The organism is Pedobacter folensis (assembly GCF_056490665.1).
Genome location: NZ_JBWJIF010000003.1, coordinates 998,174 through 1,022,008, shown reverse-complemented (window position 1 = coordinate 1,022,008; position 23,835 = coordinate 998,174). Strand labels below are relative to the sequence as shown.

The following is a 23,835-nucleotide window of genomic DNA, read 5'->3' as shown; positions in this document are numbered from 1 at the left end:
ATCATCATCACAAATGAATACGAAGATATTTTCAAAAGGATTATTAAGTACAGGGTTTTTAGTGCTAACGGCCATATATGGCTGTGGGCACTCTGAATCGAAAGTAACGCCCAGGAAAGAAAAAGAAGCAGCGATAGCCACCTTCGACCTAAAAAAGGAAAAGCTATCTACCAAACTAAGTTTACCGGGCGAATTAATTGCTTTGCAACAAGTAGATCTGTACGCCAAAGTAAGCAGCTTCGTAAAAACCTTAAAAGTCGACATCGGCTCTGAAGTAAGCAAAGGCCAGTTGTTAATGACTTTGGAAGCACCAGAAATGACTTCGCAATTGGCGGCCACACAATCGAGGATAAAAGCACAGGAAGCCATTTATACGGCCAGCAAAGCCAATTATAACCGTTTATACGAGACCAGTAAAACCCCTGGAACCATTTCTACCAATGATCTGGATCAGGCAATGGCCAAAAAAAACGCAGACCTGGCACAGCTCGAAGCGGCGAAAGCGGCTTACAAAGAAGTAGGTTCCGTTCAGGATTATTTAACCATCAGGGCGCCATTTAGCGGGATTATCTCGGCCAGAAATGTGAATTTAGGCGCTTATGTAGGTCCAACAGGTAAAGGATCTGACTTGCCTTTGTTTACTTTACAGGATCAGAAAAATTTGCGTTTGGCGGTTTCCATTCCAGAGGTTTATACCGGTTATTTGAAAGCTGGCGATGAAATTAGTTTCACGGTTAAATCATTACCAAGCCAAACTTTTAAAGCAAAAGTGAAACGTTTATCGGGTGCTTTAGATCTACGCTTACGCTCCGAGCGCATTGAAATGGATGTGCCGAATGTTGACAAGATTTTGTTACCGGGTATGGTTGCGGAAGTGAACATCCCACTACCGGCCAATACCAGCACTTTTATCATCTCTAAAAAAGCTTTACTGGATACCAGTGAAGGATTATTCGTGTTAAAAGTAGCCGACAACAAAGCGGTTAAAGTAGGGGTAAAAAAAGGTAGGGAAACCGATGACCAGGTCGAAATTTTTGGCGATTTAACAGAAGGTGACAAATTAGTGGCAGAACCAACCGAAGAAATGCACGAAGGAATGACGATTAAACCCTAACTTTACTTGTATTAAGCACTTAAAATATGTTATCAAAAAACCAAGAGCTTTCTACCCTTCAAAAAAAGGAAACATTAGAGGATTTTTATAATAAATTAAAAATCACGCGGCCAGAAATCCCTACGCCTAGCCTGGGGATGATTAATGATATTGGGCACTTTAATGTTTTTAACAGAACTACTGTTTGCAGCAATGTACCATCTGTTTTTAGCCGCAGAGATTTTTATAAAATTTCCTTGATTATTGGCAACGGCATTTTGCATTATCCTGATGCGCAGATTGAAATTAAAGGACGGGCATTACTGTTTACTAACCCGAATATTCCATATTCTTGGGAAAGTACTTCGCCAAAACCTGCTGGTTTCTTCTGTTTATTTACCGAAAATTTTATCCATAACCGGAACGAAACCCTTCGCGATTCTTTATTGTGGCGCATTAACGATAATCCGGTAATCCACATTAGCGAAGAGCAGGAAGTAACCTTAAGGGATATCTTCATCAAGATGATGAAAGAGATGGATGGCGATTACATCCATAAATATGATCTGCTGAGAAATTATGTGCAGTTGATCGTTCACGAAGCACTAAAGGTTAAACCTCAGGATGTTGTTTTCAAACAGAATAATGCATCGGCACGCTTAACTGCATTGTTTATCGAATTATTGGAAAGGCAGTTTCCTATTGGTTCTACCGAGCATATTTTAGAGTTAAAAACGGCACACGATTTTGCCTTCCGCTTGCTGGTGCATGTAAATCATTTAAACCATGCCGTAAAAGAAGTAACCGGCAAAACCACGTCCGAGCATATTTCTAGAAGAATAGCAACCGAAGCGGTGGCCTTGTTAAAACATACCGAATGGAATATTGCACAGATCGCTTATTGCCTGGGTTTCGAATATCCGGCAAATTTCAACATATTTTTTAAACGTCAAATGCATTGTACCCCAAAAGGTTTTCGTGCAAATTGATGATAATTTTATTAAACCTAGTCGTTTAAATAGTCGAAGCGCCAATCCTGAAACGAGGAAATGGCGCTTTTTTATTGTCCGATAGCTAAATGGCCCATTCTCTGATCGTTTCGTCATTTCGAGCGGAGTGTAATGAAACCTGGAATCTATGGAAAGGGTCGTCACCCTGAACTTGTTTCAGGGTCTTATCAATAATGATTTTTAAAATAGATGCTGAAACAAGTTCAGCAGGACGCACCTTTGAATAAGAATCCCTTGTATTTGCAATTCCTTTTTAATCTACCAACTCAACATGATCGCTTTTATCAGCATTCAATACCTATCCAATAAAGATTTATCCAATCTTTAACCAGCCTGTAATACTCATTCGTTGTTTATGGGTAAGCAACACTTCATGTGCCAGATCAGAACTTTTAAAGAAAACACTTTTGCCGTTATTGGGTGGTATATCCTGTTCCTCATCAACATGATAAATGCGCAACTCTCCCCCATCTTCCATTTTCCAACCGGCATTTAAATACATAATCATCGAATATTGCCGGCTTCCGTTGTGCTGAAACTGATCGATATGTTTTTTATAAAACGTACCCGATTCGTAAAGTGTGTAATGAAACTCGTAGCCGGTAATGCCCGTATAACAGGTCCGGTTTAAGTAGGCAACAAATTCGTCCATCAGGTCGAAGAAATCATTTTCGTACTGGTTTTCGTGTTTTCGATCCAGCCAGTAAATCACATCGCTCCTGATCAGCTTATCCTGATTCACTACCACATCGTTACCCACACCAGCATTTAAAAGTTTTTTGTTTTCGAATAACCCGATCAGGTTATCTTTAAGGTGTGCCGCTAGCGAAACACTTAAAAAGTTCTCGGCTATCCCTACTTTATCCTCGATAAAACTATCAATAAGGCAATCAAATATTTTCTCCAACAGATTAAATTAATCTTAAAACAGCTCGCCTAAGGGCGGTAAGGTAGTCTTAATTAATGGCTAATCTTAAAACTAATTGTTAAATTGCCTACAAAAGTCAAATCTTATGAAATATCTATTTACGCTCTTACTATCAATTTGTTCCTGTGCCTTGATTTTTGCCCAGGACACGTCAAAATCTGTTCAAAAAAAAATAATTAAAGTATCTACCTCAATAGCACATAGCAAACTCGATACCAACAGAGTTGTATATGATGAAACGGGGAAAGCACTACGCTATTATCAATATAGCAAGGTGATGAATACGGGAGAATATTCGATTAACTATGACGGAAATCCATCTCTGCCAACCACTAAAGCCTTTTTAAAGAAAATCTCTCAGGAAGAACAATTCAAAAGGTATGAAATGATAAAAGAATTCATGAAAATCAATAATTCTGCTATCGCTGAGGGCAAAACACTGGATGTTTCTCCCTTAACTGCATTTTATGAAAAAGAAAAGCTCGAAAATAAAGCCATTGTTTTGGTATTCTGGTATGCAAACTGCCCTCCATGTACAGAAGATTTTGCAGATATTGGTACCTTTCTGAAGCAAGTAGATAACACAAAGGATTTATTAGTGCTGGCAATTACCACTGATGAGCAGAAAATTGCTGCAGCTAAACTAAAAGAAAAACCTTTGTTATATGCAGAATTAATTAGTTCGGGGCGCGCCATTGCCGATGCCTATCAAATAAAAAGTTATCCATCGTATATTGTCACCGATAAAAACCATGTTATAAGGTATGCCATTGCCGGAAGTTCTCAAATTACCATTCCCGGATTAAAAAATGCTATAAAAGCTGTTTTACAACAATAATGAACATTTTCCCAGCCCAATATTCCACTTTATCAGCCGCGGCATTAAAAGATTATTTAATTACAGCATATCAGTTGAATCCGTCCACAACATGCCGGTTACTCATCCGAAATGTGAGTGATACTTATATCCTGGAAAATCCGCATCAGAAATATATCTTCAAAATTTACCGCGATGCACACCGTAAACGCAACGAAATTGAAGCTGAAGTAGAGTTGCTCAACATTCTAAAAGCAAATGGAAATTCGGTTTCCTGGCCAATTACAGATGTGGAAGGAAAACAGATCCAGCAATTTAATGCCATAGAGGGTGTTAGAAACGGCGTATTGTTTTCTTTTGCTGAAGGAAAAGTGATTTTAGACCTGGAAGATACACAGCTCATCCAATTGGGACATGACATGGCCAAACTGCATCAAACTACTGCTTCGATAAAGCTCGGGAACCCACGACCTGTATTCAGTTTCGAAAGCACTTTATTTGAACCCTTAAAAGATCTTGAACCTCATTTTTCAGAAATGAAGGAAGAATATGAATATTTGCGCTGCATTTCAGAAAAAGTAGTTAAAAAGTTCGAAGCATTCGATACTTCAAAATTCAGTTATGGTTATTGCCACTATGATTTCTTTCCTAAAAATTTCCATTTTGATGAGCAGGGAAAAATTACCTTCTTCGACTTCGATTTTGCCGGCGAAGGTTATCTGATTAACGATTTAATGTCGTTCCTTAACCATTATTTCTTTCATCAGCTCAATAACCTGATTACAAAAGAGCAGGCAGAGAAGGATTTCAATACCTTTTTAAATGCTTATCAAGAGGTGCGCCCCTTAACTGATGATGAATTAAAAGCCATCCCTTACCTGGGCATTACCTTTCATATTTTCTTTTTGAAATTCTTTTATGATAATTACGATGATTGGTCGAATGCTTTTTTAAGCCCCCGATATACAAAACACCGTGTAACGCTGATTAAAAAATGGGAAGAAATGTATTGTAACTTTTAGGCAATGCTACCTTAAATCTCGACATCCTTGTTTATCTTGTATGGTAATTCAAAATCAATAAGATGGATCAGAAAATAATTAACCTGTATGATGAGTATACCCACAGTCAGGTAAGCAGAAAAGATTTTATGAGAAAGCTGGCTATCCTGGCGGGCAGCACTGCACTGGCCATGACTATTTTGCCGATGCTGGAAAATAATTATGCGGCCGCGGCAGATTTTACCAGTGATGATATCGAAGTTGAAAACATTACCTATACAGGTGTTGATGGTGAAATGAAAGCTGTATTGGCTAAACCAAAAGGCAAAAAGAATTTGGGCTGCGTACTGGTTATTCATGAAAACAGAGGTCTGAATCCACATATTATTGATGTTACTAAACGTGTAGCCGCCGAAGGTTTCCTAGCCCTTGGTGTTGATGCACTCTCGCCGCTTGGCGGAACACCGGCAGACGAAGATAAGGGGCGCGAACTCATCGGGAAATTAGATCCTGAAAAGAACTTACAGAATTATTTAAAGGGCCTGGATTATTTACGCAAAAGAAAAGACGGAAACGGTAAAGTTGGCTGTGTTGGCTTTTGCTGGGGCGGTGGAATGGCCAATAAATTAGCCGTTAACGATCCTAAACTGCAGGCCGCTGTTGCTTATTATGGCGCACAGGCCAATGTAGCAGATGTTCCGAAGATTAAAGCCAGTTTAATGTTACATTACGGAGGTTTGGATGAACGCATCAATGCCGGAATTCCAGCTTATGAGCAGGCTTTAAAAGAGAATAAAATTGATTATAAGGTTTACATCTACGATGGGGTAAACCATGCTTTTAACAACAATACCTCACCCACCAGATACAACGAAGCAGCTGCAAAACTAGCCTGGAGCAGAACAATTGATCTGTTTAAGCAAAAACTGGCAGTATTAACCAGGTAATAAATTAAATCCGCCATGTCTGTCCGTCCGTCATTTCGACTGGAGCGCAGCGGAACGGAGAAATCTGTTAAGGATGCAATTAAACTAAATTTAAAAGGCTTCGCCAAAAAGTCGTTGCAAGTCATCTTCCGCTATGCAATAACAATTGCTCTATTTTGAAAACGTCCGTTCCGTGTTTCATAGGTGCTGTAGCCCCGCCATCGCTTGTAGTCCTCACTGCGTTGCGGGCTATCCGCTCTGTCGGGTTTATTTCACAAAGGCAGGTAGAATAATACCCTAATCGTACCACTAATGCCGCCCCTTAAACCCGATTGCAATGCAAAGCCCACAGCGAGGCACGAGCGAGGACTTGGAATAAAAAGCGGGACTGCCAACACCGAAAAGTGCTGTAACTGCTTTCCAAAAAAAAAACAACTAACCTTGCGCTACAAAATTGCTTCCTGGAAAAGCCGAGGCAAGTCATCGTCCGCTATGCAACAACAATTGCTCTATTTCGTCGCGATACTTCTTAGCTGCCCTTAGGTATCTCAGGTGGCAAAAAAGTGCCAAAATAAATCCCCCTTCAACATATCCGATTAAAATTTATCCAATACTTTTTCAGCATCGCCCGAAATGATGCTATCGCTTTTGTGTTTTTTAGGATAGTTAAACAATAAGGATGTTAATACGGGTATAATGAAAATTGCCACTGTAAAAACAGACACAAAAAGATCGGTTTTTTCACTTTCAATAACATGAGAAACAGGCGAATCTTTATAGAAATGTGTTACTAAGGATGAAGTAAGTTTAATTCCTAAAACAGCAATAACGATGAATGCTATCGTTTCTAAAAAGGTAAATTTCTCCATCAGTTTCACAAATGCCTGTGCGACAAAACGCATCGCCAAAATCCCGATAAAAACGCCGATATAAATTAACCAGATATGATCGGTAAACGCCACAGCTGCAAAAACATTATCGATAGAGAAAGCCAGATCCATTATCTCAACTAAAGCAACAGTTGCCCAAAAATTACCCATTAAGCCAACTGTAGATTTATAAATCCAGCTTTTGCTTTTGTCTACATCCTCTTCTTCCTCCCTGCCTTTATTATTCTTTTTTCTAAAATAATCGAAAGCCAGGTATAGCAGGTATAAACCGCCAAGAGGTTTTAACCACCAGATTTTTACCAGCCATGCGGCCAGGAATAAGCAAATACCTCTAAAAACATAAGCACCAATAATACCATATTTTAAAGCTTTTTCCCTTTGCGATTTTGGCAGATCCATGACCATGGTAGCCAAAACAGCAGCATTATCAACCGAAAGCAAACTTTCGATCACAATTAAATTTAAAATAATTAGTAATCCGGCCTGTATATCATCACCTAAAATCGTGTGCAAAAAATCCATTGATGGCGTGTATGTTAATTAAATTATCAGTTGGCCAGCAAAGAAACAAAATTTATCAGTCCAAAATGCTTCAATCTTTTTTATTAGTTAAATCGTCTTTCAGATTAGCTACTTAATCAATACAACTTTTACCTTACAGGTCTGAAATTTTATTTGCTGATCTCCAGTTGGTAAACATTACCTTTTTCTCCAGCCAGCACAATCTGTTTTCCTTTCTTCGCTTTTTGAACCGCATTAAAGCTTTTATCGGAAATGTGTTTCCAGTTCTGACCGCCATCTGTCGAAATATCTGTTCCTGAGGTACCCGTAGCGATTAAAGTTTTAGCATTAATATAGGTTACGCCCGACCGGAAGCCTAAAACCGGCGTAGCTGGCTTTTGCCATGTTTTCCCGCCGTCGTTCGTTAAAAGAACATTATTCGAATTTTCTTTATCTTTTACGTAGTTACCCCCAACCGTTACACCTGTTTTTTCATTAAAAAAATCTATTGAAAAAGGACCGGTACTCCCCTCGCCCTGTAAAATCGGGCATTTAAATACTTGCCAGGTTTGGCCATAATCGGGCGAAAAGTAAATGTTAGATACAGTTCCACCCGATGCAATCCAGGTTTTGCCACCAGGTAATGTTTTAATGGTTGTACCACTGGCCGCAAAACTGGCTTCGCCTTTGCTTAAGTTAGTTTTGAGGTTTGCAGAGATATCCTGCCAGCTTTTACCGGCATCTACAGTTTTGAGCAACTGCATTTTATCATTTATGGGATCGCCAAAAATGAGTCCTTTATTTTTATCCCAGAAACTTAGCCCATCCAAAAATATGGCCGAATCTACATTTTTATAGCTTTCTGTCCAGGTTTCGCCACCATCTGTGGTTTTCAAAACATATGCCGGAGAGGCAATCCCCACAATAATGGCCTGCTTATCGTCGAAAGCTTCGATATCCCTGAAATCGATTTTCTCGTAACCTTTTGGTTTTAACCATTTCCAGGTTTTACCACCATCAGTAGTTTTTCCTACCGATCCATTACTACCACTTACCCAGGTAACCTGGTCTGATACCACACTTAACCCACGTAAACTGGTTTTGGTATTTTCATTCAATGGTTTAATGGAATACGATTGCGCAGCGCAAAAAAAAGGTGCCACTAAAAGGCACCATAAAATTTTCTTCATTTATAAATTATTTTACTCGTCTAAAAGTCTCTGACCGGCCTAAAAGAGAAATACCAACATAACCACGAACGTTTAACACATCGTTACTTTTTAAAGACAGGTTACAGCTGTATGTTTTACCGCTTTTCGGATCGTAAATCGTTCCATCCGTCCACTTACCATCATCGTAAACAAAATCTTTCAGTATTTCCAGGTTCAATAAAGCGCGCTTCTGTAGCTTTTCGTCAGGGTTTTTCGCATCTAATTTAGGTTTACCATTTAAATTTGGTTCCTTCATCCAGGCTAATTTTCCATAATATTTATCGCCTTTTTTATAGATTTCTATTTGCCCTTCTCCTGAAGGATTAAGCCATTTGCCCACAATAGCATCTTTGTTCTGCGCAAATGCAGAAAACGATACCGCAACAAAAAGCAACATTAAAAATGGTAACTTCCTCATATTTTTTATTTCTAGTTAGTTTTTAAAGATAATAATTACACCTTATATCAAAACACTAAATAAAGAGAAAAAGTATGAGAATGTTAAAAACTATAAAATTTACTTCGAAACGATTGGTAAATACTTAGCCCGGTAAGCATAAAATAAGAATAAATTAAACAGGAGCATTACTGCAACCATCGGTAATTCTTTCGGACCTAAAAATGCATGGTAAAGAAAAATATTTAAGGTAACCGGGAAAAGTACCAGCGCAGCTAAAGGTGCTGTACGGCCAATAAGCAATAGTATACCTCCCACCAGTTCGGTTATTTTAATCAATGGAAAAAGATACACGGAGGCCATCAAGCCGGTCATAAAACTCGTTTGTGCCGCGGTCATTTCCGGAGCTTTCGGCATTATATTAAGAAAATAGCTCACAGAAGCAAAAAGATACATGGCGGCTAAAAGCACGCGTACAATAATAACTGCAATTTTCATAGTGGTTTAATTTTGGGTTTCTATATTTAAAAATAATAAAAGTTACTTATAGTTCAATAGTCATTGGGCATTGGTTATTAGTTCATTAGTCAATAGTTCATTGGTTTATTGGTTATTAGTTCATTGGTTATTAGTTCATTGGTCAATAGCCAAAGTTTATAAGCCATTGACCATTAGCCACCAATCCAAAACTACAGACTCAGGACTCAAGACTCCCCCCCCCCCGTTCCCTCACTTCCGATTATTTATTATAATCGTAATTCACCATCCATTGAATACCAAATTTATCGGTAGCCATACCAAATAGTGCGCCCCAGAACATTTTTTCCAAAGCCATTGTTACTGTTCCACCTGCAGATAGACTGTTAAAAAGGGTGTGTGCCTCTTCTTCGCTTCCCGCATCAACTGATAGTGAGATTCCGGTACCAAAAGTAGATGCAGGCATTGGGTCGGTAATATCGGTCCCCATCAGTATGTTGCCGCCAATCGGCAAGGCGACATGCATAATTTTGTTCTGATCGCCTACCACCATGCCTTCGCATCCCGGTGAATCTTTAAAGCGTTGCAGTACGAGAAAATCGCCTCCAAAAACAGATTTATAAAAGTTAAATGCTTCTTCGGTGTTACCATTAAAATTTAAATAGGTGTTAAGTGTAGCCATTGTTTTGTTGTTTTTCCCCTTCGGGATGGTTAATTATTATTTATTTCGATTAGTTTAATCCAGTTATTTACAAACTGCTCCAGCGCAACCTGTTTCTCTTCAATATCTATCATGCTGTAAAACCTTGCCTCGCGCCTATCCTTCCAATTCCCCTGCAATAACGATGAATCTTCGATCATTTTTCCATCGTAAAAAATAAAAATGATCTGTACATATCCGTTTGCCCGAAGGTTAAAAGCAGCCAGATCTTTTATATAATAAAAACTTGGTGAATTCCATTTAATCCTTTCCTGCAGTTTAGGATTTGCATTCAGGATGATATGCCGTAACCGCTCGATTTCCTGCTTAAAAGGATGCTCAAGTTTTTCCATGTAATCATTAACCTGATCTGCTTTCGGCATCTGCTCCTTACTCCTCATGTGCAAGTTTCGTTAATTTAATATCCATCCATGGCACCCAGTTTTTACCATCAAACTGTTCCCATGTCCCTTCAATGGTATTGGCTTTGAAATTTCCTTTAAATCTTTCCGTATCGGCAAATATTAAAATGATATCATCGTAAATTTTAAGGGTTGATATGGCAATATTACCTTCATTATCGAACGATTGCGACCTAAAAACATCTTCCATATCATCATAATGTGTAATTTCTAACGATCGGATCTTTTTATCACCGAACATCACATCTACCTGGTGTGTTAAGAAAAAACCGCCGTCAACCCATTCATAGGTATCTGTTCCGATAATGACATCACCCGATTTTGTTAAACCTTCTGTTTTCCATTTACCGATATAGGGATTTAGCAGATTAAGCCTGTTGTTTCTCATAAATTTAGTTAAAAATCAATTGCTATCCAGCTCGTTGTAAATATTTTTTAATTGGTGTACGTGTCGTTGTGTATGATAAATTACAAAATAAACAGCCTCTAAACGGGTTAGAAAACCATAACCGGGCAACTCAAAGGCGCTGCAGGTTTTAGTTAAATCAAGGCCCGCTATAGCAGTTGAAATCCCATCCCTGATCTGTTTCAAACTTTCTAATAATGCATACTGATGATAGGTTTTATCTTCAGGATAAATCTCTTCAGGTGAATTAAACTTAACATTGAAATTCAAAAAATCATTTCTTATCTGCGCTACCATCAAATCGGCTGGCTTATCTGTTTCGGTTACCGGACCATTTATCACTTCCAGAAACCCCGAATTCGACAATATCATATGTTCGGCCAACTGGCCTGCCGTCCAGCTTCCTTCAAAAGGTACCACATTAATTTGTGCGGTATCAAATTTTGATAACGTGTTTTCTAATGCCGACAAAGTTTCGTTAGCTTCCTTTATTATCTTTTCCATAACTTACATGTAATTCATTCCAGGGTATCCCAATAACCTCCGCCATAAGGCAATCTGTCCGATACAGTTCGCTTCGCGGTAGCTGCTAAAACTGATCATTTCAAACAATGTTATTTCCATTCCGGGGATACTGAGTTTCTCTTCCAGCTTCTCATCGGTAGCCTGGGTTAAAGCTTCCTGCAGCTTTGGCGAAATTGCTGTCCAGTCTTTTATCAAATCTTCTAACGATGGATAAGTGGCATCATCAATAATGCCTTTATTGTTTTCAAAAAGTTCGTCGGTTATAGAGGGGAGATCGATTCCAAATGATTTAGCTAAAAAATAGCGACCATGTACCACACTCCCTGTAATCCATGCAATATGGTTTGCTTTAGTATCTAATCTTTTTTGGGCATCCTTTTGGTCTATGCCATCCAAAGCCCTTAATAAAAAATCTGTCTGCATTTCGTAAAGCACAATAAAGCCATACATTCTGCTACTCGTTGGTGTGGTTTTCATATCGTTATTAGTTAGGTAATTAACTTGAATAAAGTTAGGGCTTAATTCAGATGAACACCCTTGCCGTAAAAGTCAATCTTAAGGGGCATTTCAGACAATTTTTATATATTTACGATACCTTAATTTTTAACCAAATGATACAAGTAGGTGTTTTACTGCCCCAAAATTTCAGATTATTAAGCATAGCGGCTATTTTAGACGTATTTGATACAGTTAATGGTTTTTACAGAAAAGATGCCCTTGAAACGCCATTTAACATTAGTTTAATTACCCTCGACGATAAAAATTATAATTTTAGTACGCATCCTTGCGTGCCTTTGCAAAAAACCGGGCAGTTTGAACTGATTTTAGTTCCATCATTTGCAACCAATGATATTAAAGACTGCATTGGGGCCAACAGGGGTTATATCCCGTGGTTAAATAAACAGCATGCAGCAGGGGCCGAAATTGCGACCTTTTGTACCGGAGCATTTTTACTTGCCGCATCGGGACTGTTGGATGGCAAAGCGGCCACCACACATGTTGATGCCTGCTCTGCTTTTTCTCTCGCATTCCCTTTGGTTCATTTAAAGGCTGATAAAACGGTAACACAGGACGGCAAATTATTTACTAGTGGTGGTGCCACCTCTACCTTTCATTTATTGCTGCATCTTTTACAGCTTCATTGCGGAAAAGACATGGCCGTTAAGGTAGCCAAGATTTTTGCGATCGATATGGACCGCGTAAACCAATCGTATTTTAGCACCTTCCAGCCTATCCGTCACCACAATGACGATATCGTTGCCTCTGCGCAAGAAAAAATTGAAAATAATTACCAGGATGTGGCCACTATTGAAGAGATGATTAAAGATATTCCTTCCAGTAGAAGAAATATTGTGCGTCGCTTTAAACAGGTCATCGGCATTACCCCTATCGAGTATCTTCAGCAAACCCGTATCGAAGCCGCTAAAAAGTTATTAGAGCAAACGGCGCAGCAAATGACAGAGGTGATTTACAATTCCGGCTATAACGATCCAAAAGCATTTAGAAAAGTGTTCAGAAAATCAGTCGGCATGACGCCAACGCAGTATAGAGATAAATTTCAGGCCAGATAAATTTAAAAACCGAGGGTTCCAATGCGTTATTCAATAGATACCATATTTCAGACTGGCTGTTTATTTTTTTGAAGCGCAAAGCCTGTGGTTCTTGGTAAATGGCTGTCCCGCTTTTACTCCAAGTCCTCACTCATCCTTCGCTCCGGGCTTTTCGTGCAATCGGGGCTATGAATGGTTTGATCTGCACCAAACATCAAAAAACACTATTGCTTAGAAAAAGCCTGCTGGTATTTTAATGGCGTTTTGCCGGTTATTTCTCTAAAATATTTATGAAAACTGGTAAAATTATAAAACCCACAGTCGTAGCAGATTTCTTTTACCGTAAGATCATTTTCGATCAATAATTTACAGGCCTGCCCTACCCTAATCTCGTTCAGAAACTGCGTATACGTTTTTCTGCTTTTAGTTTTAAAGAATTTACAGAACGAATTGGGGCTAATTTTAGCTACCGCAGCAATTTCCTTTAGTTCTATTTTATTTTTGTAATTGCTGATGGTATAGTTATAAATAGACTGGATCCTGTCTTTTTCGTTCTCCAAAAAGTTTGGTTTAAATCCTAACGAAACCAATATGTTTTTTTCTTCACAATTGGCTATTTCAGTTAATACTTCGAGTATTTTTATAATCCTCATCGTACCTGTAGCCTCAATAATCTGCGGCATTAAACTGGCAATCCGCTCTTTTGAAATTCCTTGCAGCTGAATGCCCTGTCGCGATTGCAGCAAAACTTTTTTGATTTCCTGATTTTCGGGAAGCTCGAGAAAATCCTTGCCTAAAAAATCCTCTTTAAAATGAATCGCATAAACATCTACCGGTTCACCAGCTTTTTCATCAAAAAATTCGGGGTCAAAACGCCAGTAATGGGGCAAATTGCTTCCCAGTAAAACAACATCACCGTCCTTAAAATTTTTAATGCTATCGCCAATAAACTGCGTTCCTCTGCCTTTTTTAACGTAGATTAATTCTAATGCAGAGTGGTAATGCCAGCGGTTGTTTATATCGGGCATAACATCTCTTCGAGCGCTAAAAGAATCTACCGAATTAGTAGATACATTAAGTAAATGCGGTTTCATAAAATCTTAAAAAATCAATCTAATATGCAAAATTATTTTGCAATGTAAAAAATTGAGCCAATATCATTTAATAATTAGGTAATAAAGTTAAATTTTTATTAACGCTTAACGGCTTAATTTGTAAAGCAACAACTCACTAAAAACATTTTATGAAAGTTGGATTATTTATTCCTTATAATATAGACCAGTTGTATCCTAAAGTTGCCTTTGCAAGCTTAGAATTGCTGGAAAAACCTGGTTTAAATTGATCATTGTGCCCACGGAGCCAGAAGTTTAACTATTTTTATCTTGGCAGAACCTGCTTAACCATTTATAACCAAACATCATATGAGCCACACACCATCAACAAATTTTCAGGTATCCGATACGCCAAAAAATGGCAAGGGATACTTATTCCCATTAATTTTGGTCACCAGCCTGTTTTTCTTCTGGGGCTTTGTCCATAACCTCGATCCGGTATTAATTCCGCATTTACGCAAAGCTTTCCAGTTAAACGTTTTCGAATCTACCCTGGTCGATTCATCTGTATTTATCGCTTATTTTTTACTGGCACTGCCTGCAGGCTATATTATGCGCAAGTACGGCTATAAAAGCGGTATTATATTGGGCCTTGTTTTATTCGCCATCGGCTGTTTATTATTTATACCCGCAGCCAATACCGCCCAGTATATATTTTTCTTAGGGGCACTTTTTATTATCGCCTGTGGTTTAACCTTTTTAGAAACAGCCGCAAATCCTTATGTTACCGTGTTAGGCCCACCGGAAACCGCTACCCAACGATTAAACTTTTCTCAGTCATTTAACGGTTTAGCGGCTTTCTTAGCCCCCGTACTCGGTGGTAAATTTATTTTTACAGAAGTAAAATATACCGATGCCCAATTGGCGAAAATGTTGCCTTTAGAAAAACAGGCTTATATGCTCGAAGAAGCATCGACGGTAAAAGCACCTTATTTAATCTTAGGCATCCTGATTATTGTGGTAGCCATCCTGTTTATTTTCACCAAGCTACCCGATATTAAGGAAGAAGAAAATGCTCAGGAAAAAAGCAGTTTTGCACATGTATTAGGCCATAGCCATTTACGCTGGGCCATTATTGGGCAGTTCTTTTATGTAGGTGCACAGGTTTGTGTATTAAGTTTATTTATCAGTTTTGTCACCTCATCGGCTGGTATCAGTCAGGATGCAGCAAAATGGTATGCTGGTGCGGCAGGCCTGGCTTTTATGGTTGGCAGATTCGCTGGTACGTTCTTCATGAGATACGTAGCTGCCCATAAATTATTAATGCTTTACGCATTAATCAGTGCTGTACTTACCCTCGTATCTATTTTTGCAAGCGGCATGATTACCGTTTATGCTTTAATCGGCGTCTCTTTCTTTATGTCGATCATGTTCCCAACCATATTCTCATTGGGTATAGCAGGTTTGGGCAAGGATACAAAACTGGGTTCGTCGTTAATTGTAATGTCAATTGTTGGTGGTGCTTTTTTACCGCCGGTATTGGGTTTGATATCAGATGCAACCCACAATATACAATATGGGTATTTAGTGCCTTTTGTATGTTTTTTAGTGGTTTTCTACTTCGGCTGGAAAGGATGGAAACCCAATCACATTGAAAAAGAACTTAGTTTAGAAGTATAATATACAATGAGCCATCATGATTTTTCAAAACGAATATAAAATCATCACGGCTTCATAACCGATAAAAACAGATTATAAATAGATGAAAAAATTAGTCATCAAGATTAACCATGTAGATAACGTTTTGGTTGCGTTACAAGATTTACCTAAAAACACCGAAATAGTGCATGAAGGAAATACCTACGTTACTGTTGATGAAATCCCTGCCAAGCATAAATTTTTTATGCAGGATATGAAAGCAGGCGATGAGGTAATGATGTATGGCGTTTTGGTTGGAAAGGTACAGTTTGATGTAAAAGCGGGTATGCGGATGAATGTGGAGAATACCAAACATGCAGCAGAGCCATTTGCTTATCGGAATGTTAATTATAAATGGGAAGCACCTGATGTAAGTAAATATGCCGGCCGCAGTTTTAATGGTTATCACCGTAAAAACGGCGAAGTGGGTACCGCAAACTATTGGTTGTTTATCCCGACTGTATTTTGCGAAAACAGAAATCTCGATATCATTAAAGAATCGCTTTATAGTGAGCTGGGTTATGCAGTAGATGATAAATATAAATCTTACACCCACAAACTGGTTCAGGCCTACGAGAATGGAGAAGATATCCATAACATTAGTTTCGAGCCTAAAGTAGATAAAGCCAGCCGTACCTTTAAAAATGTAGATGGGATTAAATTCCTCACACATAATGGTGGCTGTGGCGGAACACGTCAGGATTCGGATACGCTGAGCAAATTATTGGCAGCTTATGCCCATCACCCCAATGTGGCCGGTATTACAGTTTTGAGTTTAGGTTGTCAGCATTTGCAGGTAGAAGATTTTAAACGCGACTTGTTTGCACTTGATCCTGATTTTGATAAACCACTTTTAATTTTCGAGCAGCAAAAAGCACAAAGCGAAGAAGAATTAATCCAAAATTCTATCCGCAGTACTTTTGAAGGATTGATGTTCATTAATAAACAAGCGCGCGCAGCAGCACCGTTAAGCAAAATGTGTGTGGGTGTAAAATGTGGCGGTAGCGATGGTTTTAGCGGCATTTCAGCCAATCCATCTGTTGGTTATTGTGCCGATTTATTGGTGGCCTTAGGCGCCAAGGTCTTACTGGCCGAGTTTCCCGAACTTTGTGGCGTAGAACAAGAAATGATTGACAGGTCTGTGGATCAGCCAACCGCCGAAAAATTTATCCGCTTAATGACGGAATATGATGATTTGGCGCATAAAGTGGGTTCTGGTTTTTACATGAATCCTTCACCAGGCAACATTAAAGACGGTTTAATTACCGATGCGATTAAGTCGGCAGGTGCTGCACGTAAAGCAGGCTCTGCGCCTATTGTCGATGTTTTAGATTATACCGAACCTGCCACTAAACCAGGCTTAAGTTTGGTTTGTACACCAGGGAATGACGTGGAAGCAACTACAGGTAAAGCGGCTGCCGGTGCCACCTTAATTTTATTCACCACCGGTTTGGGTACACCAACCGGAAATCCGGTTTGCCCCACCATTAAAGTCGCAACCAATTCCATCCTGGCGAAACGCATGAGTGATATTATCGATATCGACACAGGCGCTGTAATCAGTGGCGAAAAAACCATTAACGAAATGGGTGAAGATATATTGGAATACTGTATTAAAGTGGCCAGCGGCGAGGAGATCCCTAAAGCGGTACAACTTAATCAGGATGATTTTATCCCCTGGAAAAGAGGCGTAAGCCTTTAATTCATGGAAGATGGGCGAGGGAAGATGTATGTCCTGAGCTAAATTCGAGCTAGCATCATACAGGCAATTCAGGTCAGATGCTGTCATGTTGAGCTTCCCGAAAAATCGGGACAAGTAGTCGAAACAACTTAAAAGAGTTTAAACAGGTCCTTCGACAAGCTCAGGATGACAAATCTACATTTATGATACAACCTCGTAATGCTTTCAACGTAAACGCTTTGCGCTCAGCAGTTATAACAACAAAATATTAACCAAATATGAATTTAAATTTAGACGGCAAAATAATCCTGGTGAGCGGTGGCGCCAAAGGCATTGGTGCAGCAATTGTGAAAGCTTTGGCCATTGAAAATGCTTTCCCCATCATTATTGGCCGTAACGAAAATGATAACCTGAAAATGCTTCAGGAAATAACAGATTTAGGCTTAAAAGCAGATTATTTTACGGCAGAGCTTACCGCACCTGAAAGCTGCAAAACCATTGTTGATGCAATATTGGCAAAATATGGCAGAATAGATGGCTTAGTGAACAATGCTGGAGTTAACGATGGTGTTGGCCTTGAAAATGGCACTTATGAAGGTTTTATGGAATCGCTACATAAAAATGTGGTACATTATTACCTTTTAGCCAAACATGCCCTGCCTGCACTTAAACAAAGTAAGGGTTCGATTTTAAATATTGGTAGCAAAACTGCAGAAACCGGACAAGGTGGAACATCTGGTTATGCCGCATCTAACGGTGCCAGAAATGCCTTAACCCGCGAGTGGGCAGTAGAATTGTTGCCATTTAGCATCCGTGTTAATGCCATTATTGTGGCCGAAGCCTGGACTCCGTTATACGAGAAATGGATTAACTCTTTTGAAGACCGTGATGAAAAACTAAAGAACATTACCGATAAAATCCCTTTTGAAAACAGAATGACCAGTGTGGATGAGATTGCCAGCATGGCGGTATTCTTATTATCAGATAAATCCAGTCATACTACAGGGCAACTGATCCATGTAGATGGTGGTTACGTACACCTGGATAGGGCTTTGTTGTAAATATTTATACTCAATTCATCACGACGCGTCATTCCCGCGCAGGCGGGTAATCTTAAAGCACTAGTATTTGGCATTAAGATTATCTTCATGAGCACACTGTGGTTCCCAATCAACCCGATAGCTATCGGGTTGGGAATGACGTAACGCGCTTAACTAAGCTATTTCTTTTTCCTTTCTTCCAGATAAGCATGCCATAACAACATTGTAGCAATGGTTCGGTGAGGTTTAAATTGATCAGCTACTGCCAATATTTCTTCTTTACTAAGCCCTGCTTCCAAGCCTTTTACTTTCTTTAATGAGTTAACCGCAGCCAAATCACCGATCGGAAAAACATCGGTATGGTGCAAAGTAAAAATCAGGTAAATATCTACCGTCCAATCGCCGATACCTTTAATGCTTTTAAGCTGGTTTCTAATAGTTACATCGTCCATTGTTTCCATTTTGCTTAAAGACAATGTTCCACTGATCAGGCTTTCGGCCAAATGACGAACATAAATCGTTTTTTGCCGACTGAAATAACAATCTCTTAATTCCTGATCGGTAAGCAAAAATAAGCGTTCAGGCACAACTTCTCCTATCTTTTCTTTCAGCTTATTTAAGGCAGCCAATGCTGATGCCAAAGAAACCTGTTGTTCCAGGATAATATGTATAAGTGATTCGAAAGTATTCGGTCTCGACCAGAAAGGTGGGTATCCATATTTATCCAAGATGGGTTGTAAATCTGCATCGCTGCTGCCTACTAAATTACAAAGCTGGTGGAAGTTGGTCTGATCAAAAGTTTCGAACATTTTTATGGATGTTGATTGGAACGGATCAATTTTGTATATTCAAATATAATACAATCAACAAATTAACCATTTTAATCCCATTTTAAGATGAGATGGTTACTTTTGTCGGATGCTAAAGATTGGAATAGCTGAAGACGACCCTAAAATTGCTGAACTCTTAAAATCGGCACTCGAAGAAAACGATTACCAGGTGTTTACTGTAGCCAACGGTATTGATGCACTGGAGCTTTTCTTGGGCGAAAGCTTTAACCTGTTCATTATCGATGTAATGATGCCGCGGCTTAACGGCATTCAGCTTTGTAAACACATCCGTGGAAATGCCGTGCAAACACCGATTTTGATGCTTACCGCTTTGGGTGCTATTGATGATAAGGTTACAGGCCTGGGAGCTGGGGCTGATGATTATCTGGTAAAACCTTTCCACCTGAAAGAACTCCTGGCAAGAGTTGCTGCACTTTTACGCAGACAACCTATTGTTACCGCTCAAACTGATCATAAATTATATTTCGAAGACCTAGTGCTCAATACTTACAGCAAAGAAGTAAGCCGTGGAGGAAAAACCATTGAACTTAGCGCCAAAGAATTTGTGCTGCTCGAACTGTTTATGCACAATCCCAACCGTTTACTCTCGCGGCAATTTATAGCAGAGCAAGTTTGGGACATCAGTTTCGAAACCGGAACCAATGTAATTGATGTGTATATCAATTTCTTACGAAAAAAGATCGAAAAAGGTTTTGAACGGAAACTCATCCACACCAAAATCAATATGGGTTATATCCTGAAATAATGAAAATAAAGGATCGCATAGCATTATATTTTACACTGATCAGCACCTCGTTGCTGTTTGCCGTACTTTGTACTGTGTATTTTACTTTCATGAAATTTTTGGAAGCAGATTTTTTCGAGCGCCTAACCGACCGTACCATGGTTACGGCTAAACTTTACCTCGAAGCCGACGAAATTAGTCGGGATGCGTTGAACAATGTGCGCCATAAATACCTGCAAAAGTTAAACGGCGAAGTTACCCGCATTTACGATAATAAAAACAGGGCCACCTTTATTGGCGATTCTGCTCAATACTGGACTAATTCTACTATCGATGAAGTTCGCAAAAAAGGCCGTTTAAAATATACTGATGGCCAGCGGCAGGTAGTTGGCATTTATTACAAAGATAATCAGGGCGACTTTGTAATCCTGGCTTCAGCAGATGATCAAGGCTCGCACAATAGGCTCGATAAGTTATTGAAGATCATGATTTTCATCTTCATTCTAATTTCCCTCATCGTGCTATTGTTGAGCCGGTGGATTGCACAAAATATGCTAAAACCCCTACAAAAGTTTATGCAGGAAGTAAAACAGGCGGGCTCGCAGAACATGGAGTTCAGGGTAGAAGAAAAGCACAATAAAGATGAAATCAACCTGATTGCCAAAAGCTTCAATCATTTAATGGAAGAACTGGAACAGGCTTTTATTTTACAGAAAACCTTTGTGGCCAATGCCTCTCACGAACTTCGCACACCCGTAACGCGGATCATGATGAATGCTGAATTGGCTTTATCCAAAGAAAGAGACCATACAGCTTATGAAAAGGTAATTGCTTCTATGCTCGAAGATGCCGAGAAAATGGAACACATCATTACCGGATTGCTCGCTCTTGCAAAAATGGACCTGGAACTGATCAATTCTCAACTTATTCCAATCAGGTTAGACCACCTGCTTCTCAAAATACAATCTGAGTGGAAAGCGCAGAAAAACCTTGACCTTAAAATTACCTATCAAAATCCCATTGATCCAAAACCTGAAATATTGGCCAATGCTGTACTATTACAAATTGTCTTGGATAATATCATTTCAAATGCTTTTAAATTTTCTGACAATCAACAGGTAAGCGTTGTTGTTGAAGCAGCTGAAAATGACTTTCTCATTCACATTACGGACAATGGAACAGGTATCGCTACTGAGGAACAGGAAAATATTTTCAAACCCTTTTATACGCGGGCAAAAGATTTTGGTCGTCATGGCGAAGGAATGGGACTTTATATGGCTCAAAAAATTATCGATCTGCTAAAAGGTGAAATAACTACCACAAATCTTGAAAAAGGAGGTTGCACTTTTACGGTGAGATTGACAAAGCTTTAGTAGCTATTTATTACTTCATTCTAATTTACAACTCGATCGTTACCCTGAATTCATTTCAGGGTCTTAGCGACAGAATAGATGCTGAAATAAATTCAGCAGGACGATTAGCGTCCCAACTTTAATTCCCTTTTAATTTCCGTTTAATCTCCCTTTAATTCGGCAAGGATAGCTTTGCCATATGAGAATAATATGTACGTTGCTCATTTTCTTTTTGGCGATCAGGCCTGGAGCAACTTTTGCACAAAAAGATACGCTAAGCTTAACCCTTAGTAAAACAGAAAGCCTTTTTTTAAAACACAATTATGATCTCCTGGCCGGTAATTACGAGATCGATCAGGCAAAGGCCGAAATTATTACCGCCAAACTCTTTGATAATCCTACCCTTGAATACGAAAATCTGTTTTACAACCACGAAACAAAGAAATTCCTGCAAACCTCTTATGCTTACGGACAATACGCGGCTTCTATTTCGCAGCTATTCAAACTTGCTGGCAAACGCAATAAAAACATCAAACTGGCCCAAACCGGAGTTAAGCTAGCCGAATATGAATATTTCGATCTGATGCGAACATTAAAATTCGAACTGGTCAACACGTTTTATAAAACCTATTTCTCCGCACAATCAGTTAAACTGTATCAGGAACAGATCAGCTCTACCGATCAATTATTAAAAGCTTATAATATCCAGTTAAAAATGGGCAATATTGCCGCAAAAGATGTCATCAGAATTAAATCACTGTTAATCAATCTTAAAGCCGAACAGGCGGGCTTACTGAACGACCTGGAAGATCATTACAAAGACCTTAAGCTACTCTGTGGTTTGGATGCCAATATTTCACTTTCTTTAATTGTAGATCAAGAAGATTTTAAGAGCGGATTGCTCGATAAAATCCCTTACAGTTCCTTATTAGATTCTGCAAGAGCCAACCGCGCCGACCTTAAATTAGCCAAAACCGAGCTCCTTTACAACATGCGGAATTTAAAACTGCAAAAGGCTATGGCCATTCCCGATATAGAAATCGGCCTTAGTTATGATTTAAAAGGTAATTATCCTGAAAAATATACAGGTTTGGGCATCAAAATTCCCATTCCACTTTTCTCCAGAAACCAGGGTGAAATTAAAAAAGCCCAAGTTGGTATAGCTGCAGCCGATTTGAACATCAAAAAACAGGAAGCCCTACTCGAGAATGAAGTATTTAACAGCTACAAAACCGCTTTACGCAACGAAAAATTGTACCAAGAGATCGATCCTGCCTTTAGTACCGATTTTAATATACTCATTTCTGCCCTCATTAAAAATTTCAAAGCAAGGAACATCAGCCTGATCGAATTTTTAGACCTCTATGATGCCTACAAAGAAAATACGCTACAATTGAATAAACTCCAATTCGAAAGAATGAGCACCCGTGCTGAGCTCAATTATGTAACCGGTTCTAATATTTTTAAATAAATCTCATGCAAAATCTTTATAAAAACACTGTACTCATTGCTGCAAGCAGTTTAATATTTTCCTGCAACGAACATAAAACGACCGTGCCAAACGATAAATTTGCCATCACCGATTCCCTGATTAACCGCTTGCTGATTGATACCGTGCAACAGGCCAACAGCAAAACAGAACTGATGTTTTCAGCCAAAATTGCAGCAGATGAAGAACGTCGCTCAGAACTTTTTCCGATGGTAAGCGGCATCGTAAATCGCGTTGGTGTAAGGTTGGGCGATCAGGTTGTGAACGGACAAACGCTGGCCACGGTAAATAGTTCTGAAATGGCCGGATTTGACAAAGAGGTAATTACCGCAAACGCCGAACTTAAAAATACTGAGCGATCGTTAAAACAGGCCGAGCAGCTTTTTCAAAGTGGTTTATCCTCGGCAAAAGAGCTCGATGAAGCCAAAAACGATTACCAGATTAAAAAAGCAGAAGCCAAAAGGGCTAACTCCGTATTAAAACTCAATGGTGGAAGCAGTACCGGATTATATGCTATTAAATCGCCCATTAATGGTTTTGTGATTGAAAAAAACGTAACCCAAAATATGCAGTTACGCAGCGACAACAACAAAAGCCTCTTTACTATTGCCGATCTCTCCAATGTTTGGGCTATGATCAACATTTACGAATCGGATATTTCGCGTGTTAAAGCCGGTGATGAAGTGAGTTTATTTACCCTCTCCTATCCCGACAAGGTTTTTAAAGGAAAAATAGAGAAATTATATAATCAGGTAGATCAGGATAGCAAGGTAATGAATGCAAGGGTTGTGATCCCAAATCATGAATTTTTATTAAAACCAGGTATGCTCGGAACGGTAAAAGTTTCAGCAAATTCGGCCATCGATCTTCCGGTATTAAACTCAAGGGCAGTTATTTTCGATGAAAACAAAAATTATGTGCTAGTCTTAGGTCAGGACCACAAAGTGAGGGTCCAGGAGATCGAAATCGGGCGGAAAACAGCCGACAAAACCTACATCAGCAAAGGTGTACAGGCCGGCGATCGCATCATCGCGTCTAAACAGGTTTTCTTGTTCGAAAGTCTAAAAACTCAATAATTTCTTTTCATTCCTAGA

At 39.2% G+C, this 23,835-nt stretch carries 25 protein-coding genes; 13 read left to right on the top strand and 12 right to left on the bottom strand.

Features of this window, described 5'->3' with window-relative positions; translation table 11 throughout:
- Nucleotides 1-13 precede the first annotated feature (13 nt).
- A complete protein-coding gene (locus AC04QZ_RS19020; protein ID WP_478359038.1) occupies nucleotides 14-1,114 on the top strand; it encodes an efflux RND transporter periplasmic adaptor subunit in 1,101 nt (366 codons plus the stop codon).
- Nucleotides 1,115-1,140: 26 nt separating this feature from the next.
- Entirely contained in the window at nucleotides 1,141-2,082 is a 942-nt protein-coding gene (locus AC04QZ_RS19015; protein ID WP_086545477.1) for a helix-turn-helix domain-containing protein, read from the top strand.
- Nucleotides 2,083-2,416: 334 nt separating this feature from the next.
- Here AC04QZ_RS19015 and AC04QZ_RS19010 read toward each other — a convergent pair whose 3' ends face one another.
- The gene (locus AC04QZ_RS19010; protein WP_086545476.1) at nucleotides 2,417-3,010 is read right to left on the bottom strand and encodes a 2OG-Fe(II) oxygenase; all 594 of its coding nucleotides are present in this window, start codon (nucleotides 3,008-3,010) and stop codon (nucleotides 2,417-2,419) included.
- Between the two features lie 106 nt (nucleotides 3,011-3,116).
- Between AC04QZ_RS19010 and AC04QZ_RS19005 the strand changes: the two genes are divergently transcribed.
- The 3 genes from AC04QZ_RS19005 (at nucleotide 3,117) to AC04QZ_RS18995 (ending at nucleotide 5,796) form a co-directional block, all read left to right on the top strand.
- Nucleotides 3,117-3,869 (top strand): TlpA family protein disulfide reductase, encoded by a 753-nt coding sequence (locus AC04QZ_RS19005; RefSeq protein ID WP_478359037.1) that lies wholly within the window; start codon nucleotides 3,117-3,119, stop codon nucleotides 3,867-3,869.
- Complete coding sequence (locus AC04QZ_RS19000) at nucleotides 3,869-4,870, top strand: phosphotransferase (RefSeq protein ID WP_478359036.1); 1,002 nt, start codon at nucleotides 3,869-3,871, stop codon at nucleotides 4,868-4,870. Before AC04QZ_RS19005 ends, AC04QZ_RS19000 begins: the two co-directional genes overlap by 1 nt.
- A gap of 62 nt (nucleotides 4,871-4,932) precedes the next feature.
- Nucleotides 4,933-5,796, top strand: a complete 864-nt coding sequence (locus tag AC04QZ_RS18995) for a dienelactone hydrolase family protein (protein WP_086545473.1) — start codon at nucleotides 4,933-4,935, stop codon at nucleotides 5,794-5,796.
- Nucleotides 5,797-6,371: 575 nt separating this feature from the next.
- Here AC04QZ_RS18995 and AC04QZ_RS18990 read toward each other — a convergent pair.
- The 9 genes from AC04QZ_RS18990 to AC04QZ_RS18950 all read right to left on the bottom strand — a co-directional run bounded on the left by AC04QZ_RS18990 (nucleotide 6,372) and on the right by AC04QZ_RS18950 (nucleotide 11,781).
- Nucleotides 6,372-7,187, bottom strand: a complete 816-nt coding sequence (locus AC04QZ_RS18990; protein ID WP_478359035.1) for a TerC family protein — start codon at nucleotides 7,185-7,187, stop codon at nucleotides 6,372-6,374.
- Between the two features lie 149 nt (nucleotides 7,188-7,336).
- On the bottom strand, nucleotides 7,337-8,356 hold the full coding sequence (locus AC04QZ_RS18985; protein ID WP_478359034.1) for a WD40/YVTN/BNR-like repeat-containing protein: 1,020 nt from the start codon (nucleotides 8,354-8,356) through the stop codon (nucleotides 7,337-7,339).
- Between the two features lie 7 nt (nucleotides 8,357-8,363).
- Nucleotides 8,364-8,795 (bottom strand): DUF2147 domain-containing protein, encoded by a 432-nt coding sequence (locus tag AC04QZ_RS18980; protein ID WP_086545470.1) that lies wholly within the window; start codon nucleotides 8,793-8,795, stop codon nucleotides 8,364-8,366.
- Nucleotides 8,796-8,894: 99 nt separating this feature from the next.
- A complete protein-coding gene (locus tag AC04QZ_RS18975) occupies nucleotides 8,895-9,272 on the bottom strand; it encodes a DoxX family membrane protein (RefSeq protein ID WP_478359033.1) in 378 nt (125 codons plus the stop codon).
- A 241-nt stretch (nucleotides 9,273-9,513) separates the two neighbouring features.
- Complete coding sequence (locus AC04QZ_RS18970; protein WP_478359032.1) at nucleotides 9,514-9,933, bottom strand: VOC family protein; 420 nt, start codon at nucleotides 9,931-9,933, stop codon at nucleotides 9,514-9,516.
- A gap of 29 nt (nucleotides 9,934-9,962) precedes the next feature.
- Nucleotides 9,963-10,352 (bottom strand): DUF1801 domain-containing protein, encoded by a 390-nt coding sequence (locus AC04QZ_RS18965; RefSeq protein ID WP_478359031.1) that lies wholly within the window; start codon nucleotides 10,350-10,352, stop codon nucleotides 9,963-9,965.
- The gene (locus AC04QZ_RS18960) at nucleotides 10,342-10,761 is read right to left on the bottom strand and encodes a hypothetical protein (protein ID WP_478359030.1); all 420 of its coding nucleotides are present in this window, start codon (nucleotides 10,759-10,761) and stop codon (nucleotides 10,342-10,344) included. The genes AC04QZ_RS18965 and AC04QZ_RS18960 overlap by 11 nt, the downstream gene beginning before the upstream one ends.
- A 15-nt stretch (nucleotides 10,762-10,776) precedes the next feature.
- Nucleotides 10,777-11,283, bottom strand: a complete 507-nt coding sequence (locus AC04QZ_RS18955) for a DinB family protein (protein ID WP_086545466.1) — start codon at nucleotides 11,281-11,283, stop codon at nucleotides 10,777-10,779.
- Between the two features lie 3 nt (nucleotides 11,284-11,286).
- Nucleotides 11,287-11,781 carry a DinB family protein gene (locus AC04QZ_RS18950; protein ID WP_478359029.1) on the bottom strand — a complete coding sequence of 165 codons (495 nt, stop codon included), beginning with the start codon at nucleotides 11,779-11,781 and terminating at the stop codon, nucleotides 11,287-11,289.
- A 134-nt stretch (nucleotides 11,782-11,915) separates the two neighbouring features.
- Here AC04QZ_RS18950 and AC04QZ_RS18945 point away from each other — a divergent pair, with 134 nt between their 5' ends.
- Nucleotides 11,916-12,875, top strand: a complete 960-nt coding sequence (locus AC04QZ_RS18945) for a GlxA family transcriptional regulator (RefSeq protein WP_086549268.1) — start codon at nucleotides 11,916-11,918, stop codon at nucleotides 12,873-12,875.
- Between the two features lie 203 nt (nucleotides 12,876-13,078).
- On the opposite strand, the gene AC04QZ_RS18940 is transcribed toward AC04QZ_RS18945, so the two are convergent.
- A complete protein-coding gene (locus tag AC04QZ_RS18940) occupies nucleotides 13,079-13,948 on the bottom strand; it encodes an AraC family transcriptional regulator (protein WP_478359028.1) in 870 nt (289 codons plus the stop codon).
- Nucleotides 13,949-14,275: 327 nt separating this feature from the next.
- Here AC04QZ_RS18940 and fucP point away from each other — a divergent pair, with 327 nt between their 5' ends.
- From fucP to AC04QZ_RS18925, 3 genes are all read left to right on the top strand, one after another.
- Nucleotides 14,276-15,586, top strand: coding sequence for an L-fucose:H+ symporter permease (gene fucP / locus AC04QZ_RS18935; RefSeq protein WP_478359027.1), 1,311 nt, complete (start codon nucleotides 14,276-14,278; stop codon nucleotides 15,584-15,586).
- 82 nt (nucleotides 15,587-15,668) lie between these two features.
- Nucleotides 15,669-17,306, top strand: a complete 1,638-nt coding sequence (locus AC04QZ_RS18930) for a UxaA family hydrolase (protein ID WP_478359026.1) — start codon at nucleotides 15,669-15,671, stop codon at nucleotides 17,304-17,306.
- 257 nt (nucleotides 17,307-17,563) lie between these two features.
- Nucleotides 17,564-18,346, top strand: a complete 783-nt coding sequence (locus tag AC04QZ_RS18925) for an L-fucose dehydrogenase (protein WP_086545460.1) — start codon at nucleotides 17,564-17,566, stop codon at nucleotides 18,344-18,346.
- Between the two features lie 158 nt (nucleotides 18,347-18,504).
- On the opposite strand, the gene AC04QZ_RS18920 is transcribed toward AC04QZ_RS18925, so the two are convergent.
- Nucleotides 18,505-19,134, bottom strand: a complete 630-nt coding sequence (locus AC04QZ_RS18920; protein WP_086545459.1) for a DNA-3-methyladenine glycosylase family protein — start codon at nucleotides 19,132-19,134, stop codon at nucleotides 18,505-18,507.
- A 109-nt stretch (nucleotides 19,135-19,243) separates the two neighbouring features.
- On the opposite strand from AC04QZ_RS18920, the gene AC04QZ_RS18915 reads away from it, so the two are divergent.
- The 4 genes from AC04QZ_RS18915 (at nucleotide 19,244) to AC04QZ_RS18900 (ending at nucleotide 23,817) form a co-directional block, all read left to right on the top strand.
- The gene (locus AC04QZ_RS18915) at nucleotides 19,244-19,921 is read left to right on the top strand and encodes a response regulator transcription factor (RefSeq protein WP_086545458.1); all 678 of its coding nucleotides are present in this window, start codon (nucleotides 19,244-19,246) and stop codon (nucleotides 19,919-19,921) included.
- Nucleotides 19,921-21,273: a sensor histidine kinase gene (locus AC04QZ_RS18910; RefSeq protein ID WP_478359025.1), complete on the top strand. Its 1,353-nt coding sequence runs from the start codon at nucleotides 19,921-19,923 to the stop codon at nucleotides 21,271-21,273. Before AC04QZ_RS18915 ends, AC04QZ_RS18910 begins: the two co-directional genes overlap by 1 nt.
- A 178-nt stretch (nucleotides 21,274-21,451) precedes the next feature.
- The gene (locus tag AC04QZ_RS18905) at nucleotides 21,452-22,723 is read left to right on the top strand and encodes a TolC family protein (RefSeq protein WP_478359024.1); all 1,272 of its coding nucleotides are present in this window, start codon (nucleotides 21,452-21,454) and stop codon (nucleotides 22,721-22,723) included.
- Between the two features lie 5 nt (nucleotides 22,724-22,728).
- A complete protein-coding gene (locus AC04QZ_RS18900) occupies nucleotides 22,729-23,817 on the top strand; it encodes an efflux RND transporter periplasmic adaptor subunit (RefSeq protein ID WP_086545455.1) in 1,089 nt (362 codons plus the stop codon).
- The last annotated feature ends 18 nt before the right edge of the window (nucleotides 23,818-23,835 follow it).

Coding starts and splice junctions, on each gene's coding strand:
- AC04QZ_RS18995 (WP_086545473.1), top strand. CDS start 4,933: ATGGATCAGAAAATAATTAACCTGTATGATGAGTATACCCACAGTCAG.
- AC04QZ_RS18900 (WP_086545455.1), top strand. CDS start 22,729: ATGCAAAATCTTTATAAAAACACTGTACTCATTGCTGCAAGCAGTTTA.
- AC04QZ_RS19005 (WP_478359037.1), top strand. CDS start 3,117: ATGAAATATCTATTTACGCTCTTACTATCAATTTGTTCCTGTGCCTTG.
- AC04QZ_RS18940 (WP_478359028.1), bottom strand. CDS start 13,948: ATGAAACCGCATTTACTTAATGTATCTACTAATTCGGTAGATTCTTTT.
- AC04QZ_RS18985 (WP_478359034.1), bottom strand. CDS start 8,356: ATGAAGAAAATTTTATGGTGCCTTTTAGTGGCACCTTTTTTTTGCGCT.
- AC04QZ_RS18990 (WP_478359035.1), bottom strand. CDS start 7,187: ATGGATTTTTTGCACACGATTTTAGGTGATGATATACAGGCCGGATTA.
- AC04QZ_RS18950 (WP_478359029.1), bottom strand. CDS start 11,781: ATGAAAACCACACCAACGAGTAGCAGAATGTATGGCTTTATTGTGCTT.
- AC04QZ_RS18975 (WP_478359033.1), bottom strand. CDS start 9,272: ATGAAAATTGCAGTTATTATTGTACGCGTGCTTTTAGCCGCCATGTAT.
- AC04QZ_RS18965 (WP_478359031.1), bottom strand. CDS start 10,352: ATGAGGAGTAAGGAGCAGATGCCGAAAGCAGATCAGGTTAATGATTAC.
- AC04QZ_RS18980 (WP_086545470.1), bottom strand. CDS start 8,795: ATGAGGAAGTTACCATTTTTAATGTTGCTTTTTGTTGCGGTATCGTTT.
- fucP (WP_478359027.1), top strand. CDS start 14,276: ATGAGCCACACACCATCAACAAATTTTCAGGTATCCGATACGCCAAAA.
- AC04QZ_RS18960 (WP_478359030.1), bottom strand. CDS start 10,761: ATGAGAAACAACAGGCTTAATCTGCTAAATCCCTATATCGGTAAATGG.
- AC04QZ_RS18920 (WP_086545459.1), bottom strand. CDS start 19,134: ATGTTCGAAACTTTTGATCAGACCAACTTCCACCAGCTTTGTAATTTA.
- AC04QZ_RS18945 (WP_086549268.1), top strand. CDS start 11,916: ATGATACAAGTAGGTGTTTTACTGCCCCAAAATTTCAGATTATTAAGC.
- AC04QZ_RS18930 (WP_478359026.1), top strand. CDS start 15,669: ATGAAAAAATTAGTCATCAAGATTAACCATGTAGATAACGTTTTGGTT.
- AC04QZ_RS18925 (WP_086545460.1), top strand. CDS start 17,564: ATGAATTTAAATTTAGACGGCAAAATAATCCTGGTGAGCGGTGGCGCC.
- AC04QZ_RS19020 (WP_478359038.1), top strand. CDS start 14: ATGAATACGAAGATATTTTCAAAAGGATTATTAAGTACAGGGTTTTTA.
- AC04QZ_RS18910 (WP_478359025.1), top strand. CDS start 19,921: ATGAAAATAAAGGATCGCATAGCATTATATTTTACACTGATCAGCACC.
- AC04QZ_RS18915 (WP_086545458.1), top strand. CDS start 19,244: ATGCTAAAGATTGGAATAGCTGAAGACGACCCTAAAATTGCTGAACTC.
- AC04QZ_RS18905 (WP_478359024.1), top strand. CDS start 21,452: ATGAGAATAATATGTACGTTGCTCATTTTCTTTTTGGCGATCAGGCCT.
- AC04QZ_RS19015 (WP_086545477.1), top strand. CDS start 1,141: ATGTTATCAAAAAACCAAGAGCTTTCTACCCTTCAAAAAAAGGAAACA.
- AC04QZ_RS18970 (WP_478359032.1), bottom strand. CDS start 9,933: ATGGCTACACTTAACACCTATTTAAATTTTAATGGTAACACCGAAGAA.
- AC04QZ_RS19000 (WP_478359036.1), top strand. CDS start 3,869: ATGAACATTTTCCCAGCCCAATATTCCACTTTATCAGCCGCGGCATTA.
- AC04QZ_RS18955 (WP_086545466.1), bottom strand. CDS start 11,283: ATGGAAAAGATAATAAAGGAAGCTAACGAAACTTTGTCGGCATTAGAA.